Origin of the sequence: Lutispora saccharofermentans (assembly GCF_024363565.1) — a bacterium.
Taxonomy (GTDB): domain Bacteria; phylum Bacillota; class Clostridia; order Lutisporales; family Lutisporaceae; genus Lutispora; species Lutispora saccharofermentans.
Map to the genome: position 1 here is coordinate 238,638 of NZ_JAJEKE010000001.1, position 16,902 is coordinate 255,539.

Annotated in this window: 17 protein-coding genes, 1 pseudogene and 1 riboswitch; of the genes and pseudogenes, 3 read left to right on the forward strand and 15 right to left on the reverse strand. The window is 39.2% G+C overall.

Annotated features, from left to right (window positions below; all coding sequences use genetic code 11):
* Nucleotides 1–4 precede the first annotated feature (4 nt).
* The 3 genes from LJD61_RS01270 to LJD61_RS01280 all read right to left on the reverse strand — a co-directional run bounded on the left by LJD61_RS01270 (nt 5) and on the right by LJD61_RS01280 (nt 3,385).
* Nucleotides 5–1,030, reverse strand: a complete 1,026-nt coding sequence (locus tag LJD61_RS01270) for an ArsR/SmtB family transcription factor (RefSeq protein ID WP_255225680.1) — start codon at nt 1,028–1,030, stop codon at nt 5–7.
* A 76-nt stretch (nt 1,031–1,106) separates the two neighbouring features.
* Complete coding sequence (locus tag LJD61_RS01275; protein WP_255226005.1) at nt 1,107–1,823, reverse strand: pseudouridine synthase; 717 nt, start codon at nt 1,821–1,823, stop codon at nt 1,107–1,109.
* A 275-nt stretch (nt 1,824–2,098) separates the two neighbouring features.
* Nucleotides 2,099–3,385 (reverse strand): LysM peptidoglycan-binding domain-containing protein, encoded by a 1,287-nt coding sequence (locus LJD61_RS01280; protein ID WP_255225681.1) that lies wholly within the window; start codon nt 3,383–3,385, stop codon nt 2,099–2,101.
* 193 nt (nt 3,386–3,578) lie between these two features.
* Between LJD61_RS01280 and LJD61_RS01285 the strand changes: the two genes are divergently transcribed.
* Nucleotides 3,579–4,694: a M20/M25/M40 family metallo-hydrolase gene (locus tag LJD61_RS01285; RefSeq protein WP_408614540.1), complete on the forward strand. Its 1,116-nt coding sequence runs from the start codon at nt 3,579–3,581 to the stop codon at nt 4,692–4,694.
* An 87-nt stretch (nt 4,695–4,781) separates the two neighbouring features.
* Here the strand turns inward: LJD61_RS01285 and pckA are convergent, their stop codons facing one another.
* On the reverse strand, nt 4,782–6,359 hold the full coding sequence (gene pckA, locus LJD61_RS01290; protein WP_255226006.1) for a phosphoenolpyruvate carboxykinase (ATP): 1,578 nt from the start codon (nt 6,357–6,359) through the stop codon (nt 4,782–4,784).
* Nucleotides 6,360–6,567: 208 nt separating this feature from the next.
* Between pckA and LJD61_RS01295 the strand changes: the two genes are divergently transcribed.
* Complete coding sequence (locus tag LJD61_RS01295) at nt 6,568–7,749, forward strand: MFS transporter (RefSeq protein WP_255225683.1); 1,182 nt, start codon at nt 6,568–6,570, stop codon at nt 7,747–7,749.
* 95 nt (nt 7,750–7,844) lie between these two features.
* Here the strand turns inward: LJD61_RS01295 and LJD61_RS01300 are convergent, their stop codons facing one another.
* From LJD61_RS01300 to LJD61_RS01335, 8 genes and pseudogenes are all read right to left on the reverse strand, one after another.
* Complete coding sequence (locus tag LJD61_RS01300; protein ID WP_255225684.1) at nt 7,845–8,909, reverse strand: pyridoxal phosphate-dependent aminotransferase; 1,065 nt, start codon at nt 8,907–8,909, stop codon at nt 7,845–7,847.
* A gap of 209 nt (nt 8,910–9,118) precedes the next feature.
* A complete protein-coding gene (gene cbiB / locus LJD61_RS01305) occupies nt 9,119–10,078 on the reverse strand; it encodes an adenosylcobinamide-phosphate synthase CbiB (RefSeq protein ID WP_255225685.1) in 960 nt (319 codons plus the stop codon).
* An 85-nt stretch (nt 10,079–10,163) separates the two neighbouring features.
* Nucleotides 10,164–10,919 (reverse strand): annotated as a pseudogene (locus LJD61_RS01310) (cobyric acid synthase); the annotation flags it as partial.
* A 108-nt stretch (nt 10,920–11,027) separates the two neighbouring features.
* Nucleotides 11,028–11,624, reverse strand: a complete 597-nt coding sequence (gene cobC / locus LJD61_RS01315) for an alpha-ribazole phosphatase (RefSeq protein ID WP_255225686.1) — start codon at nt 11,622–11,624, stop codon at nt 11,028–11,030.
* Complete coding sequence (cobS, locus tag LJD61_RS01320; RefSeq protein WP_255225687.1) at nt 11,624–12,355, reverse strand: adenosylcobinamide-GDP ribazoletransferase; 732 nt, start codon at nt 12,353–12,355, stop codon at nt 11,624–11,626. Before cobS ends, cobC begins: the two co-directional genes overlap by 1 nt.
* A gap of 22 nt (nt 12,356–12,377) precedes the next feature.
* Entirely contained in the window at nt 12,378–12,938 is a 561-nt protein-coding gene (cobU, locus tag LJD61_RS01325) for a bifunctional adenosylcobinamide kinase/adenosylcobinamide-phosphate guanylyltransferase (protein WP_255225688.1), read from the reverse strand.
* A gap of 8 nt (nt 12,939–12,946) precedes the next feature.
* Nucleotides 12,947–14,014, reverse strand: coding sequence for a nicotinate-nucleotide--dimethylbenzimidazole phosphoribosyltransferase (gene cobT, locus LJD61_RS01330; RefSeq protein WP_255225689.1), 1,068 nt, complete (start codon nt 14,012–14,014; stop codon nt 12,947–12,949).
* An 83-nt stretch (nt 14,015–14,097) separates the two neighbouring features.
* Nucleotides 14,098–14,291, reverse strand: a riboswitch (cobalamin riboswitch).
* A 74-nt stretch (nt 14,292–14,365) separates the two neighbouring features.
* Nucleotides 14,366–15,295, reverse strand: a complete 930-nt coding sequence (locus LJD61_RS01335; RefSeq protein WP_255225690.1) for a patatin-like phospholipase family protein — start codon at nt 15,293–15,295, stop codon at nt 14,366–14,368.
* Nucleotides 15,296–15,457: 162 nt separating this feature from the next.
* Here LJD61_RS01335 and LJD61_RS01340 point away from each other — a divergent pair, with 162 nt between their 5' ends.
* Nucleotides 15,458–15,793, forward strand: a complete 336-nt coding sequence (locus tag LJD61_RS01340; RefSeq protein ID WP_255225691.1) for a hypothetical protein — start codon at nt 15,458–15,460, stop codon at nt 15,791–15,793.
* A 57-nt stretch (nt 15,794–15,850) separates the two neighbouring features.
* On the opposite strand, the gene LJD61_RS01345 is transcribed toward LJD61_RS01340, so the two are convergent.
* The 3 genes from LJD61_RS01345 to LJD61_RS01355 are packed head-to-tail and all read right to left on the reverse strand — an operon-like array spanning nt 15,851 to nt 16,899.
* Nucleotides 15,851–16,423 (reverse strand): manganese catalase family protein, encoded by a 573-nt coding sequence (locus LJD61_RS01345; RefSeq protein WP_255225692.1) that lies wholly within the window; start codon nt 16,421–16,423, stop codon nt 15,851–15,853.
* A 3-nt stretch (nt 16,424–16,426) separates the two neighbouring features.
* Nucleotides 16,427–16,699: a spore coat protein CotJB gene (locus tag LJD61_RS01350; protein ID WP_255225693.1), complete on the reverse strand. Its 273-nt coding sequence runs from the start codon at nt 16,697–16,699 to the stop codon at nt 16,427–16,429.
* Nucleotides 16,700–16,716: 17 nt separating this feature from the next.
* Nucleotides 16,717–16,899 (reverse strand): spore coat associated protein CotJA, encoded by a 183-nt coding sequence (locus LJD61_RS01355; RefSeq protein ID WP_255225694.1) that lies wholly within the window; start codon nt 16,897–16,899, stop codon nt 16,717–16,719.
* Nucleotides 16,900–16,902 lie beyond the last annotated feature (3 nt).

Consider the following 16,902-nt stretch of genomic DNA (forward strand, 5'->3'; position numbering starts at 1 on the left):
TAGATTACTCTGCATTAAAAAAGTATTTATTTATATCATCAATTATTTTTTTTAGCCGATCCTTATCTGCATAGAAATATTTAATATTGCGCAGCTTTTCTTCTTTTACAAGACCTGCCTGCTTCAGTACTTCAAGATGATGGGATATAGTGGGAGTTGAAATCCCTATTATATCCGACAAAGCTTTACCATAACTTTTACCGTTCACCAAAATCCTTAATATCTCCATCCTGGATTTATCATCTATTACCTTAAGGAGACCGGAAAGTTCATCCAATAGCGCTTCCTTCTTGTCTCTTGTGACCCTGCAATCAAAAACCACGTAGAGCTTATCGTCGGAGTATATCCTAATAAGCCTGGGCGATACAAAATAAGATGGTATAATGTAATATTCCCTATAGCCGCTGAAAACCCGTTTAGGCTTTCCTGTGATCTTCTCCAATACCACTTCAATAGTATCCTTACCAATAAAATCATTGACATAGGAAACCCCTTCTCCAAGCCTGTCCGCTCCCTGGTCCAGCCTATCAAGAAAGCCCTTTTGATAGACAGCTTTCAAGATTGCTACCGCTTCATTCTTTATTTCTTCAGGATTATCGAAGAAATTCATCAGCATATCTTCTTCTACAATCCATTTAATTTTTTCCTGAATCTTATACCTTTCATTTTTGTTGTTAAAGGCTTTTTTTATTCTTTCCTTGTCTATGCTTTCATTTAATAAATAATAGAAAAAATCCGCTTTATCGGAGTTATTTATATAGTAAATAAAATTTTCTATACTCAGCAACTCTTTGCTTTCAAGCACATAATTGAGAAATTCTATGCCTCCGTTAGGATAATGCCTTATATTCTCCAAGGCCTCGAGTTCTTCTGTACCGAGCATTGATATCATTTCTTCCGCCCACTTTATCTCATATTGATGATGAGCTGGATCTGTAAGTAAATGCACTGCGCAAACCAATTCTATGACAGGTGAATAAAAGACCTTTATCTCAGGAGTCCTTAAATCACTGTAAATCTCCATAGGCATAAAAATTCCCCCTAAATTAGATAGAAATCTAATATAATAATATCAACAAATCATTTTCTATACAATACCATATATCCTATATGAGCGACCTTAATCTTTCTACTTCTTGATCTGTCAACTCTCTATACTCGCCCGGCATCAAAGCTTCATCCAATTTCAAATTGCCCATACTCAGCCTTTTAAGATAGACTACCTTTTTATCGACAGCTTCAAACATTCTTTTTACTTGATGATATTTGCCTTCTCTTACTATAATATTGACCCTTGAGATTGCAGCCTCCTCCAATATTTCCAAATCGGCCGGCAAAGCTTTGTACCCATCCTTTAAGGTTATGCCTTTTCTGAACAATTCAACATCTTTCATGCCGACCCTGCCGGCAACCTCTGCAAGGTATACCTTGTCAATATTCTTTCTGGGGGAAGTTAAACCATGATTCATCCCGCCATCATTTGTAAGTATGAGCAAGCCTTCTGTATCCTTATCCAGCCGCCCTACGGGGCTTGGGCAGAAATTCAGATGCTCTTCATCTATCAAATCTAATACTGTAGTCGATCTTGTATCTTCAGTTGCCGTTATGACACCCTGGGGCTTATTCATCATCAAATATACGTATTTTCGATAGTTTATTACAGATCCATTCACCTTTATTGCTTGTTTTTCAGGATCTACCTTAATCTCTGCATCTGTCGCAACAGCATCATCAATTTCTACTGCTCCGCATTTTATCAGCTTTTTTACTTCTTTCCTGCTGCCAAACCCCATATTTGCCAGCACCTTATCCAGTCTCTGCATATCGCCCATCTTTATCCTCCAAAGTGACTTAATACATTTAGTATATTCAACAAGATTTTATCAATTCCCTTCAATGATGAGCAGAAATATATCTCTGCAGAAATAAATTATGGAATCCAGAACTGTAAACCTTTCTAAAACGCAATTTTTCAGCAAATTAGGTAATGGTTCAACCCCGTCTGAGATTCGCAACAAAACCTCTGCAGAGATACATTAATACTTATTCCCTGATCTGTGGCCAATCATATCGCTTAACATATAGCTGTTATTCTTGCTTATAATCTTTTCACAATATTGAACATATTGTCAAGAACAGTCCAGTTTTGCACAAAAGGCTCACCCAATACCCAATAGCTGATGCCCTTTAAGCCCATACTTGCAGCCAGCATATTCTTTGCTTCCGCGCTTCGTGCATCCTCGAACCAGACTTCATGACCTACCCCGCTGCTATCAGTATAGTTAAAATGAGGGGATTGAGCTTCTTCATCATATTGGATCTCGGCACCAACACTTCCTGCCAACCTGACAGCTTCATCAGGGCTTATCCTCCTAGCCCATTCACCGCCCGGAGTATAGGGCAGCGACCAATCATAGCCATACAGAGGTGCTCCCATCATAATTTTATCTCTTGGTATGACAGAAACGGCATAATCCAGCACTTTCCTTACCTCATTAATTGGCGCAACTGCCATAGGCGGTCCTCCGGACCATCCCCATTCATAGGTCATGATAATAACAAAGTCCACTATCTCACCATGAGCCTTATAATCATGGGCGCCATGCCAAGCTCCCGTTGTTACATCAGTGGTTTTCGGAGCTAATGCGGTTGATACTACAAAATTGTTGCTATGAAGTTGGGGAGTTATTTTTCTGAGAAAATTGTTATAGAGCTCTCTATCATTTGGATCTACCCTCTCAAAGTCTATATTGAGCCCATAATAGCCCTTGTTTTTCATGGTTGTAATTATATTGTCAATAAGAGTTTGTTGTATATTCTCATTCGTCAGTATTTCATGGGCCAGCTGTGTATCAAAATTTCCGTTTCTGAAGTTTGTGACAATCATCAAGGGCGCTACTCCATTATTTCTGGCAGCCTCTATTATAGGTTCATCATTTATGCTGTTTAAAGTCCCGTCAGGATTGACCTGATAACTGAAAGGGCTTGCATAGGTCAGATATGGGGCTACTTCTGCAACATCCTGAGCTGCTTGGGCTCCGGCTTCCTGCTCTGCATATGCGTTTATTTCCATATCTCCGTACATTTTATCTTCGCTTGGTATTCTGATCTGCATACCTGGGTAAATCAAAGCGGGATTTGAAATTCCATTGTACTCCGCAAGCCTGGCAGCTGTGGTACCGAATTGATTTGCTATGCTCCACAAGGAATCTCCCGGCCTTACTGTATACACTGTTGACTCCCTTGGTATTGCCAAAGCCTGACCAACAACCAAAAAAGGTAAATCAGCAATACCATTGGCCTCAATAATTGCGTTTACCGGGACGCCAAATTGTCTGGATATGGACCAAAGGCTATCTCCCCTTTTTACTACATAAATAGTCATCTAAACACCCCTAACAAAAATACTTTTTGAATTCTTTTTAAACCTTATTATCATAATATTCATAGAAACGAAAACTGTTAAAAAGCTTGACTTTAACATTGAATGAAGTCTTCTTCAATATAAATGGAAATTTCATATAAGCTTAAGGAACTACTATATGCTATAATATGGACAATTATAATATTTGGGAGGTATGGGTTTGAATAGAGAACGCTTGATTTCAACTTTCTTTGATATTGTAAAAGTCGACAGCATCAGTAAAGACGAGAAAGCTTTGGCTCTCAGACTGAAAGCGATGCTGGAGGAAATGGGCTTTGAAACTAAAATTGATGATGCGCATATAAAAGCAGGTTCAAATACCGGCAATCTCATAGCTAAAATATCCGGAAACAAAAATGTACCGGCTATTATGCTTGCAGCCCACCTGGATACGGTAAACCCGGGGCTTAATATAAAACCTCAGATAATTGACGGCGTTATCAGAAGCGACGGAACCACCATTTTAGGAGCAGATGACAAAGCAGGCATTGCAAGCATTCTTGAGGGAGTGAGATCTATAATTGAAAAGGATATATCTCACGGCGACATTGAATTAGTATTTACGATATGTGAGGAAATCGGCCTTTTAGGTGCCAAATATCTGGATCATTCTATGTTAAAATCAAAAACCGCATTTGTTTTTGACAGCAGCGGTGACGTAGGTACAGTCATAGTTCATGGCCCTGCACAAAAATTGATAAACGCCAGAATAGACGGTAAAGCCGCCCACGCAGGCTTAAGCCCGGAAAAAGGGATAGATGCGATTGCAACGGCAGCCAGAGCCATAAGCAATATGAAGCTCGGCCGCATAGACAAAGAAACAACAGCTAACGTCGGCATAATACGCGGAGGTCATTCGACCAATATAGTGTGTGATCTTTTAAGCTTGGAGGCAGAAGCCAGAAGCCTCGATCCTAAAAAGCTGGATGATCAGGTGAACCATATGATTAAATGCCTTGAAGATGCCTGCAATGCTGCTGATGCAAAGCTGACGATCGATGTTCAGGATTGTTATACCGGATTTTCTATCGACAGCAGCGACCCTATATTGAAGATTGCCGAAGCTGCAATGAGGAGATCAAATATAACCTACACTCCAAAATCCACAGGAGGCGGCAGCGATACCAACATTTTAAACAAAGCAGGAATTAAAGCTGTGACTCTAGGCGTTGGAATGAGCAACTCCCATAGCACAGAAGAATTCATAACAGTTGACAACTTAGAGAAAGCGGTCCTTCTGGTTGAAGGCTTGATCCAGGAAATGAAATAAGAAACGATAATTATATGAGCAGCGGCTAAATAATTATCCGCTGCTCTGACATCTTACGATTAAATTAAGCTGAATTGCTTATTGAGCTTAAACTATATAATCTTCAGGCATTTTTTCCGGCTCTGCATCCAAAATATCTTCGGGTACATCTTTGAATTGCTTGAAATTGCTTTTAAAGCTCTCAGCCAGATTATTAGCCTTTCTATAATATTCATCAATACTATACCATGTATTAGGAGGATTCAGAACAATATTGGGAACATTAGGGCATTCTTTCGGAATGGCAAGGCCAAAAATAGGGTCTATATAATAGTCTACTCCATCCAATTGCCCATTCATTGCAGCTCTTACCATAGATCTTGTATATTTAAGCTTCATTCTGCTGCCTATTCCGTATGAGCCGCTCGCCCAACCGGTATTAACCAAGAATACTTTCACATCATATTTGTCAATCTTCTCACCCAGCAGCTTCGCATACACCTGAGGCCTGAGAAGCATAAAAGGTGAGCCAAAGCATGTGGAGAAAGTAGCTTTTGGATCCACTATGCCTCTTTCTGTGCCAGCTAGCTTGCTGGTATAACCGGACATAAAATGATACATGGCCTGCTCCTTGGTCAGCTTGGATATAGGAGGCAAAACCCCTGTTGCGTCTGCAGTAAGAAATATTATGGTTTTGGGTATACCGCCAACACCTTCAAGTATGGAATTATCAATATGTTCAACAGGAAATGCAGCTCTGGTATTCTCCGTATGCCTGCCATCATCATAGTCAGGTTCTCCGGTAGCGCTATCTATTACAACGTTTTCCAGCAAAGCACCTTCCCTAATAGCATTCCATATTTGAGGTTCGTTCTCCTGGGAAAGGTTTATACATTTTGCATAGCATCCGCCTTCAAAATTGAACACACCTTTATCTGTCCATCCATGCTCATCATCGCCTATAAGCCTTCTGTCATGGTCTGCAGATAATGTGGTTTTTCCTGTTCCTGATAAGCCGAAAAACAATGTCACTTCGCCATCCTGTCCAACATTTGCGGAGCAGTGCATCGGCAAAACACCCTTAAAAGGCAGCAGGTAGTTCATCACTGTAAATACAGATTTCTTTATTTCACCGCAATACTTTGTTCCGCCAATCAACACCATCTTTTTATCAAAATTAAGTACAATAAATACCTCGGAATTTGTTCCGTCTACCTGTGGATCGGCTTTAAAGTCAGGGACTACAATGATAGTAAATTCAGGTTTAAAATCACTGAGCTCTCCTTCCTTAGCCTTTATCAACATCTGTTGGGAGAACAAATTCTGATATGCAAATTCATTTATCACCCTTACCGGCATGCGGTAATCCTTGTCTGCTCCGGCAAATCCATCAAAAACATATATTTCTTTTTCCTTAATATAATCTAAAATCTTAGAGCAAAGTCTATCGAAATTCTCCATAGTCATGGGCATATTAGCCTTATTCCAGTTTATGTGATGATGTACAGACGGACTGTCGACAATGAATCTATCATTAGGTGACCTTCCGGTATATTTGCCCGTATTAATGCACAAAGCACCGTTTTTTGCTATATAACCGTCTTCTTTTTCAACTGCAATGCCGATGAGCTCTTTAATCGGCAGGTTATAATGTATTTTGCTGCATTGGATTTCCTCCGCATCCATAGAAGCATATAGCCTGTTCAAGATTTTTACCCCCTAAAAAGCTAAAATTTATGTTTTTACCTTATATATTATATCATAATATAATATTTGTGCTATACTTTTTACGCAGTTATTGTATAATCTCCCTATTTTATATTTCACTGCCATCTGTTATAATTATTTCTGGACTTGACCACTGAATGAAGTCTCGTTCAAGAGGTGATATGCTATGGAAAAAAAAAGGCTTAATAGGAATTTGTCATTTTTATTTTTTGCGGTATATTGGGTATTCGCCTGCTATACCCCATTTTTGCTGCTTTATTTGCAAGATCGCCGGCTTTCCTATATACAAATAGGCATTGTACTTGCCCTCAATTCAGCGATAAATATTTTATTTCAGCCCTTATGGGGTTATTTAACGGATAAATACATAAGCATAAAAAGGGCTGCTTACATTTCAGCGATCATAAGCGCTTTGGCTGTAATCTCATTTACTCTGGCGCATGAATTCTATGGAGTCATGTTCTCCATTGTGCTTTTCGTTATTTTTCAAAGCGGCTTGCTTCCGTTAATGGACTCTTTGTGTTATAAGATAGCTCATAACTACAGCAATATAAAATATGGGAAAATAAGATTGATGGGCTCTGCAGGCTATGCATTTTCTTCATTCTTTTTAGGCATGATTATTGCCAGAACTTCCATTGATATAATATTCTATTTATATTCATTATTCAGCCTGTTTATATTGCTTTTCCTATCTAAATTAAATTTTAGAGAAGAAAATACCGAACAGGAAAAAAGCAAAATACAACCTTTAAAAGTGCTGAAAAACACCGGTTTTATGATATTCCTTCTTTCCGTTACAATAGGAAGTATTTCTTACGGAGCCAATAACAGCTATATAGGAGTGCTTCTTCAAGAAACAGGAGGAAGCACGCAGAATCTGGGGCTGCTGTGGTTTATAGTAGCAATAACTGAAGTTCCTATTTTTTTTGTAATAAACAGGCTTATTGCCAGAATCGGCTCATTGAATACATATTTGCTGTCTCTGGCATTATTCTCAATTCGTTTCTTCTTGTGCACCCTTTGGAAAAATACTAGCATAATAATAATGATCCAGTTCTTGCAGGGACTTACTTTTCCCTTATTCATGGCAGGAGGCTTAGACTATTTATGCAGTCTGGTCCCTGTAGAAGCAAGGTCCTTCAGTATATCCTTGATGTCCGCATTGATATTCGGCTTAGGAGCTCTGATAGGCAATCTGGCAGGAGGCATCATAATAGATTTCTTCAGCATATTCTCTCTTTACAGAGTTATCGCTGCTGTATCCTTGGTTTCTCTGGCAGTGGCATTAACCTTGAGGAAACGTAAACCACTGAAAGACACGGAAGCCTCACAAAAAGACCACTGAAGGGAATGGATTAGGAGTTAAGAGTTAAGAGTAAAGAATCAGGAATGAAAAGTAGGGGACGCCGCCCTCGGCGTACTGTGTTCCCAGTTCCCTATCTATCTCGGTAAAATTCCCCTCAATGCTGAAAGCAAGGCAGTATTTGCCCCTCCATCCAAAACAGCCAATCTGAAATACTTGTTAGTGAGAAAAGAAAAGCCGTCTGGTGTCCTTATAAGTATACCACGGCCCGCCAGCGCTTCCCTCAATTTATATGCATCAAGCTCCTCATCAGATATTCTTAACAAATGGAAATTAGCTCTCGAGGGGTATACTTCTATACTTTCAAAATTGGATAAGCCCTTATAAAGAAAATCTCTCTCGGATTTTATCCACTCATGAGAATTTATAATATATTCTTTATCGCTAAATATACAACTGGCAGCTATTACGGCTCCGGTATTCACATTCCACGGATGCTGTAAATCATTGATTCTCTTATAAACTTCATCGTTGCAGGTCAATGCGTAACCCAATCTAATCCCGGGCATGCCAAAAAACTTTGTCGCAGCTCTTATAACAATAGTGTTGGGGAAGTCCAAAAGCTTTGAAACAAAAGAACTGTTAGGATAATCATCCGTGAACTCGATAAATGCTTCATCAATAATTAAAATGCATTGCTTTTCTCCAAGCTTTGAAGCAATTTGCTCCAGCTTAAGCTTATCGAGTAAAAATCCGGTAGGATTATTGGGATTGCACAAGAGGACTGCTGTGCGCTTCTCAACTCTGTCTAAAAAAGAGTCAATATCTATCTTTGAAAAATCTTGATTATATGCAAAAACCTCATCATACTCTATTCTATTATTCAATGCAGCCTTCTTATATTCAGAAAAGGTTGGCCCTATTGTAAACAGCTTATGCGCATCAAGGGCTCCCAAAATAGAATATATGATTTCTACCGCTCCGTTTCCCACAAGAATGTTTACGCTCTCAGGTACATTTATGTAACTTCTTATATTATCCTTTAAATCAGCGTAGCGGATATCAGGATATCGAGTAAAGCTATCTATGTCATCCATCAAGGCTTTCTTAAAGCTATCAGGCACCCCGAGAGGATTGATATTAGCGCTAAAGTCATATCGGATATTTTTGTAATTATAGATATTCCCTCCATGAAAATTCATCGTAAAATCCCCTTTATTAGCAGTTTGTGAATCTCTGTTGTGCTAACTGATAACGATTGCAGAGTTCCGAAACTAAGAGTTTGTAAGCTTGTATAGGGTTGCGTCAAAACCAACAAATTCTAAGTCACTTCACAACGCACTCTTTTATCAGTCAGGACAACTAAGGTGAATTACTCCGCAAGAGCAAGAGAAGATTCCCTGGAGCAAGGTTAAATTAGAATTATTCCGGTAAAATAACTATTGAAAATTGAAAAAACGATTAGCGAAATTATCCAGGCAGCATACATCAAGGAGATCATCTTTTTTATATCCTCACCATCTATATCCTTAAGCTTATCTCCAATGCTTGGTTTAACTACAAGTTTCCCGAAGTATAAGTTAGCTCCTCCAAGCATGATCCCAAGGGCACCTGCCGCTGCTGCTTCCGGGTATCCGCTGTTTGGGCTTAAATGATTCCTGCAGTCTCTTTTCACTATCCTGTGCGAATTTTTATAATCCAGTCCCAATACAAAGGCCCCGCATATCATGAATATGGAAGTAAGCCTCGAAGGTATAAAATTCGCTATATCATCCAGTCTTGCGGACGCCCAGCCAAAGAATTCATATTTTTCATTCTTATAGCCTACCATGGAATCCATCGTATTTATCGCTTTATAAGCCATTGAAAGAGGTGCGCCACCTAAAAACATATAAAAAAGCGGTGCAATTATCCCATCACTTGCATTTTCTGATACAGTCTCTATTACAGCCCTGGAAATATCATTTTCATTCATATGAGCCGTATCTCTGCCGACTATATATGAAAGAAGTTTCCTGCTTCCATTTATATCATTGTTTTTGAGGCTGGCTGCTATCTTTGAGGCTTCTTTTGCCAGGCATCTTCCTGCCAGGCATGTATACAATATGAAAGCATTTACAAAAAGCCTCAAGCTCCCTCCTATATAATAAGCTGCCCTTAGCAATGCCCAAACAGTCATATAACTTAGAAATACCGTAGATATAGTCAGGAAAACCCCTGCAAGCTTTAATGATTTATTATCCTTGCAAATCCTTCTTGCTATTTTCTCAAAGGCAGATATATATAAGCCTATCAACCTTACAGGATGAGGAAATCCGTATGGGTCTCCGAAAGCTAAATCGGCTAAATTAGCGATCCATATGCTGATCATTAATTCCTTCCTCCAATATTTTATATACCTTTGACATATCCAAGTTCTTCCTTATAACATCAGCCAGTATATCAAATTGATCTCCTATATCAATGCTGTCATCGCCCTTATCTTTTAAACTGTCACATAAACTGTCTTCTTCAGGAAGGTTATGTACAAAATAGGGAATAACGCCGAGAACCGGTATATTTATTATATCTTCAAGCATTCTCAAACCTGGCTTCAGCAGTTCATAGCTTCCTCTGAATTTATTTATTATGACTCCCTTGACCCTTCTCTTCTCATCTTCATCAAGGAGCAACATCGTACCTGCCAGTGACGCGAAAACTCCGCCCCTGTCTATGTCTCCCACCAGAACAACCGGAGCCTTGGCGATCTTGGCCATGCCCATATTTACAAAGTCCTCCCGCTTCAGGTTGATTTCCGCCGGACTCCCGGCTCCCTCAATAACTACAATATCGCTGCGGTTGGACAAATTTTCATAAATATCTGCAATCCTATGCTTTAATTGGGGTTTAAAAGAAAAATATTCTTCTGCATTCATCCCTCTAAATGCTTTGCCCGATATTACGACCTGAGAGCCTTTATCTGTTAAAGGCTTAAGCAGGATGGGATTCATGTCCACAGAAGGCTCTTTTTTGCATGCTTCTGCTTGCATGGCCTGAGCAACGGCCATTTCCAGGCCATCCTTGGTGATATAAAAGTTTGAAGACATATTTTGAGATTTAAAAGGATTTACCTTATAGCCATCCTGTGTAAATATCCTGCATAATGCGGCGCATATAAGGCTTTTCCCTACTGATGAGCCGGTGCCCTGTATCATAATAGATTTGTTTTTCATCGTATCCTCCTCTAATATCAGTTGTATTGACTGATAACGATCGCAAATGCGATGCACTCTTTTATCAGTCAGCACAACAATTTAAGCAAAGTTATTGCAGTAAAATCCCTATTCTATAGAATTAATCTTTCTTATAGTACAATGACCCTCTTCTATTTCAAACAGGCTGTACTTACCGTGTTCAAAATGAAAATTCCAAAATCCATCCATACCTAAATTGAGCAAAAAGGATGCTATGACCTTCATGGGGCCGTCATGGCTTATCAAGGCAACTTTTTTCCCTTCTTGCATTTTTAAAAGCTCTTTGCCAGCTTCAGAAACTCTTGTATAAAAGTCTCTAAAGCTTTCTCCTTTTGCAGGATGCATATCCTTCCAGTTGTTCACACCTATAGACCATTCTTTGGGATACTGCAAACTTATATCCCTATGATGCATCCCTTCCCATAAACCAAAATCCATCTCTTTGAATCCCTCTGCAATATTGATGCTTAAACTTCTTCCGGAAGCAATGCAGGCTGCAGTATCATAGCATCTTTTTAAAGGGCTTGTGATAATGCAATCCAGCTCCTTAGTCTTCATAACCTCCCTTATGGTTTTTGACTGCTCCATCCCCAGGCCGTTCAAAGCCTCATCCCGACTGCCCAAGAATACCCCTGCTTTATTTAGCTCTGTTTGACCATGCCTTATCAAATATAAAGTTACCATCAATATATTAACCTTTCCAATAAATATAAAGAAACCATAAAGCTTATCTCAGACACTTCACTTGCCGCACCCAATGTATCTCCGGTCATTCCGCCTATCTTGTCATCTACAATTTTTTTGAAAGCCAAAACAAGGATAAGGCTCGGTATTAATACAGCAAGTGTTTCCCATGAACCAATAAATAAAATTATTAAAATCCCCGAAAATATGCCTGCAATAAGCCGCTTTAAAGACATATGGGAATAAAAAAGCCCTCCCATGCCCCCATTAGGCCTTGCATATTTTGATATGCCAAACAATAGAAGAACAAAGGCTTTTGCTGCAACAGGCGCCAGTATAATAGCCGGTGCTTTCGCAGCATTGGAAAGTGTATAGAGCATGCCAAACCTCAATAGAAAATCCAGTATTATTCCGATCACTCCATTGGTGCCGACTCTGCTATCTTTCATTATTTCCAGAATTCTTTCCTTGCTCCTCGCAGAAAACAGACCGTCGCAGGAATCAGCAAGACCATCTATATGAATAGCTCCGGTTATGAAAATGTTTGAAATCAACCAGAATATAATCCCTAATATCTCATTGCTGAAGGAGCCGACCAAAATATAAATTCCATAATTGAATAAACCTACAATAAGACCTACAAAAGGCATATAAACTATACCATTTGAAAAATCCTCACCCTTTGCATTGATATTAATTTTTATCGGTATCCGGGTAAAAAATTGAATCATTAAAACTAAACTTCTCATGACATCACTTTATCCTAATGGGTATGCCCGATACTGTCAGATATACCTCATCAGCCTTTTGACCAATAATCTGATTTATTCTTCCTGAAATATCCCTAAACGCTCTGGCTACAGGATTTTCCGGTACAACTCCCCAGCCCACCTCATTTGAGACAAGTATTGCATCTGCCGGCGACTTTGATATGGCCTCCAGCATATTGCCGATCTGAACTTTTATACTCTCTTCGGCCCTGTTATAATCTTCTATCCTGACATACTCCATATCATAATTAAAATATTCCAGCATCTGATTGGTTACCATGACCGTGATGCAATCCAGCAAGAAACAATCATATTCCTCCCCATATCTATGTATTATTTCATCAATACCTTTAAAGGCTTCTATGGTAAGCCATTCCTTAGATCTGGATTCCTTATGCTTTTTTATCCTGTCTTCCATCTCACTATCAAAGGCTATAGCAGTAGCTATATATATCACCTTCTCCCCATAGCTTTTTGCCATATTCTCTGAAAAGCTGCTCTTCCCGCTTCTGGCTCCGCCCGTAACCAAAATACATTTACCCATAAATATCCCTACCTTATATCAATTAAATAATCATTTTTTATTGAGGCCTCTTCAAAAGTAGCCATGTTTGTAATAACTTTATCAGCCGCCTCCAGAATATTGAAAGCTATGGCGCAGCCGCTTCCTTCACCCAGCCGCATATCCAGATTAAGCATAGGCTTTAATCCTAATATTTCTATTATTGTCTTATATCCGGGCTCTGCCGAACAATGAGAAGTGAACATATAATCCGCAGCCAGAGGATTCAACTTATATGCCAATAACGCGGCTGCCGCAGATATCAAGCCATCGATCAAAATAGGCAATCTATAATATGCAGCCCCAATAAAACAGCCTGCCATACCGCCTATATCGAAGCCTCCAACCTTTGACAGCACATCTATGGGATCATTTTTGTCCGGCTCATTGATCCTTAATGCCTGGGTTATAATTTTCTTTTTATTTTCAAAGCCTTCTTCCGTAAGGCCGGAACCTTTGCCTACGATCCTATCTGCATCGTATCCTGTAAAAGCCATTATAATGGCGCTTGAAGTGCTCGTGTTGCCGATGCCCATCTCACCGGTGCCTAAAACCTGCGCCCCTTCCCGCACCGCTTCTTCAACCATATCTATGCCTGTCTCTATAGCCTTTAAGGCCTCTTCTCTCGTCATGGCATGGCCTTTGGCCATATTCCATGTGCTTTTCCTGATTTTTCTTTTATATAAGCCGGGATAATCAATATCTGCATTGATTCCTATATCAACAACCTTGAGCTTGGCTCCTGCATGCTTCGCCAATACCCCCACACCTGTAACCCCTCTTATGAAATTGATCGTTTGAATTGCCGTTATATTCTGAGGGCAGCTGCTCACTCCTTCTTCTACTACACCATTGTCTGCCGACATTATTATAAGCTGCTTATTGATCATGGGATTGCTGATCTTACCTGTTATGCCTGAAAGCTTTATTGCAATTTCTTCTAATTGCCCTAAGCTTCCTAAAGGTTTTGCCAGATTGTCCAATCTTTCTTTTGCTTTAATTTTAGCATGCTCGCAGCTTCCTTCTATGCCTTCCAGTATTTCATTTAAATCCTTCATTCAAACTCTTCTCCTTAAATCAAAATAAAAAAAACACACCTGCAGTGTGGGAATATGAAAAGATGATCATCCCCTCCCTCCGAAGGTTGAAACGATAATTGGCAGGTTTCCTGGCTCATGGTTCATCTTACTCTCCTGCCTTCTCGATTTCCCAATGGCATAGTCGGATTTCATCCCATATACAGTAGCGGGGGCTGCAGCAGGTTTTAACTGCTTTCCCTTTTAACCTTATGCACTTTTAATATATGCCTAAGGCACCAAAAATGATATTCTATTGCTTTAATTATAATGTTTTTAAAAAACTGAGTCAATCTATTAATTCGCTTTGCGGTTCACGCCAGCCTATCTGCATCACCCGTATATAAATTCCAATATATCATTAGCATATTTTTTTGTAAACTCATATCCCCTTTCTACCATCTCCGGGGCTCTTTTTGTTTCCAATATCGAAGCATCATATATACCGGGATTTAAAATCAGTATTTCCTTTTTATTTCCTGCATGCCTCAAATTCCTTTTTCTGAAGCTGTTCAAATCGTCAATCCCATACTTCTCTTTTTTTAGCGATGTGATTGTATAACTAAAAATACTTAGAGACTGGGATGCTATCTCGAAAATATTGTCTATGCCCTTCTTTAATTGCCCGTTATATCCCAGATCATAGCATAATATTTTATCAGCACCCATTCTCATGATTATTTCAAAGGGCAGGTTATCCTTTAACCCTCCATCCACCAATTCAAGAGAATAATCCCCAAATTTTTTTGGACAGAATATCACAGGTATTGAGATGCTTGCTCTTATAGCTTCCGATATTTTAATTCCATCGATATATAATGCCTTCTCATTCTCTTGCGGCACTTTACGGCTGACAAACATTACAGTCCTGCCTCTGTTAATATCTACAGCCGGTATAGCAAGAAATATATCTGCTTCATACATCTTCTTGCCATTCAAAATATCATCTATTGTTTTTTCAATTCTATCACCTTTGATAAAGCCGCTTAAGGTCCCCTCTGCATTTTTATTTGCAATTAAATTCTCGATGGCTTTAAATATCCCTTTATAATCTAGATCAATGATATGCGCAATATTCTTCAGTGCTAACATTTCCATATCTTTTGGAGCTATTCCTGCTGCATATAATCCGGCAATGATGCTTCCTGCGCTGCAGCCTGAAATCATCTGCGGTTTTAGTCCATATTTAATCAAACAAGTTAAGGCTCCTATATGAGAAAGCCCTCTAATTCCGCCTCCGGAAAAAACTAAGCCTAGTTTCATTTCTTAAACCCCCTGTATTTAAAATTGGTAATTTACTAATAAGTCCAAAATTTATAAAAAGACTTGTAACACTTTAGGCCTGTAAAAATATTATAGTATTAGAGGTGAACAACACCTGCATCAGCAAGTGAAGGGCGCCTACAATTAGGAGGTGAATTGTATATGGGCAAAGACTGCTGCAAAAAAGAATCTAGGGATTACGAGAGCAGAAGAGAATGCAAAGAGTTCAGAGTAAAGAATTTTCCCGATAGCATAAGAGAGCTTCTCTGCTTATTGGCAAAAGATGATGAGAATAGGGTTACTGCCATACTAAAAAATACTTGTGAAGACTGCATTTTGGAAGATGCATGCCTGGTAGCGGTAATAGGTGATTTAGCAGTATTCCGTTATCATGATAAATTCAAATTTGTAGATATGGATTGCATCTGCTCTATCATAGTAGATTGCGAAACAATATTAGATGAACTTCTGGAATCAAGCAATCAATGCAAATGCTAAAAAGATAGGCATTAATGCGACAGACTATTAGTAAATCCGGCTTTTCAGCCGGATTTATCAATAATACATCTTTCTATCCAAATATTCCTGAACCAGGCGCAAAGTCTCACCAAACCTCTGGAAATGAACAACTTCTCTCTCTCTTAAAAAGCTCAAGGTCTCAATCACACCCCTATCATTGGTGGATTGGATCAGATGCTCATATGTGGTTCTGGCTTTTTCTTCTGCTGCCAGATCTTCATGCAAGTTTGCTATAGGGTCTTCAATAGCCTGAATGTATGCTGCCGTCCATGGTACGCCGGATGCATCATGGGGATAAAGGTCCCTGCCGTGCTGAACATAATGAGCTCCCAGGCTTGCTTCCTCCAGTTGCTTTGGAGTTGCTCTTTCTATAATTTTATATATCAAGGTCCCAATTATCTCCCAGTGTGCCAATTCTTCAGTGCCAATATCTGTAAGAACTGCTTTTGCTTCAGGTATTGGCATATTATATCTTTGACTCAAATATCTTAAGCCTGCAGATAATTCACTATCAGGCCCTCCATATTGAGCAAATAGTAACTTTGCAATTCTTAAATCGCAGCTTTCAACCCAAGCCGGATACTGAAGCTTTTTTTCATATATCCACATATATTATTTTCCCCCCATCTCATAGTCGATTTGCCAGGGCCATGGTTCTTCAATCCATTTCCACTCACTGTTCGCTGCTCTATCGGGAGTCAACGGTCCATACTCATTTTCGTATTTTTCTTTCAGGTCTTTTAATCTGCAGCTATATTGTGCAAAAATCATAAGCGGTTTTTCGTCTCTTGGGTGAGTATCCAGATATAGATTTAGGTCAATCATGGAAAATTCAAGAGCCATTATTTCTTTTAAAAGCTCCAGCCTTTCCTTATTTATTTTCATGAAACACACCTCCATTATTAATCTTCTTCGGATCTCTTTTTCTTTGGATAAGGGTCATAAAGTTCCGGAAAGATCGTTCCTTTCATAAGCGCTTTTTGAGGCTCGAATATTTTACCAAATACTTGAAATGGCACATAGGCACGAGCCAACCTAAAACCAGGACCCATAGGCGGCATAATATTTATGTCATATTTTTTCATGTT

Coding starts and splice junctions, on each gene's coding strand:
- LJD61_RS01270 (WP_255225680.1), bottom strand. CDS start 1,030: ATGCCTATGGAGATTTACAGTGATTTAAGGACTCCTGAGATAAAGGTC.
- LJD61_RS01275 (WP_255226005.1), bottom strand. CDS start 1,823: ATGCAGAGACTGGATAAGGTGCTGGCAAATATGGGGTTTGGCAGCAGG.
- LJD61_RS01280 (WP_255225681.1), bottom strand. CDS start 3,385: ATGACTATTTATGTAGTAAAAAGGGGAGATAGCCTTTGGTCCATATCC.
- LJD61_RS01285 (WP_408614540.1), top strand. CDS start 3,579: ATGGGTTTGAATAGAGAACGCTTGATTTCAACTTTCTTTGATATTGTA.
- pckA (WP_255226006.1), bottom strand. CDS start 6,359: ATGGATGCGGAGGAAATCCAATGCAGCAAAATACATTATAACCTGCCG.
- LJD61_RS01295 (WP_255225683.1), top strand. CDS start 6,568: ATGGAAAAAAAAAGGCTTAATAGGAATTTGTCATTTTTATTTTTTGCG.
- LJD61_RS01300 (WP_255225684.1), bottom strand. CDS start 8,909: ATGAATTTTCATGGAGGGAATATCTATAATTACAAAAATATCCGATAT.
- cbiB (WP_255225685.1), bottom strand. CDS start 10,078: ATGATCAGCATATGGATCGCTAATTTAGCCGATTTAGCTTTCGGAGAC.
- cobC (WP_255225686.1), bottom strand. CDS start 11,624: ATGGTAACTTTATATTTGATAAGGCATGGTCAAACAGAGCTAAATAAA.
- cobS (WP_255225687.1), bottom strand. CDS start 12,355: ATGATTCAATTTTTTACCCGGATACCGATAAAAATTAATATCAATGCA.
- cobU (WP_255225688.1), bottom strand. CDS start 12,938: ATGGGTAAATGTATTTTGGTTACGGGCGGAGCCAGAAGCGGGAAGAGC.
- cobT (WP_255225689.1), bottom strand. CDS start 14,014: ATGAAGGATTTAAATGAAATACTGGAAGGCATAGAAGGAAGCTGCGAG.
- LJD61_RS01335 (WP_255225690.1), bottom strand. CDS start 15,295: ATGAAACTAGGCTTAGTTTTTTCCGGAGGCGGAATTAGAGGGCTTTCT.
- LJD61_RS01340 (WP_255225691.1), top strand. CDS start 15,458: ATGGGCAAAGACTGCTGCAAAAAAGAATCTAGGGATTACGAGAGCAGA.
- LJD61_RS01345 (WP_255225692.1), bottom strand. CDS start 16,423: ATGTGGATATATGAAAAAAAGCTTCAGTATCCGGCTTGGGTTGAAAGC.
- LJD61_RS01350 (WP_255225693.1), bottom strand. CDS start 16,699: ATGAAAATAAATAAGGAAAGGCTGGAGCTTTTAAAAGAAATAATGGCT.
- LJD61_RS01355 (WP_255225694.1), bottom strand. CDS start 16,899: ATGAAAAAATATGACATAAATATTATGCCGCCTATGGGTCCTGGTTTT.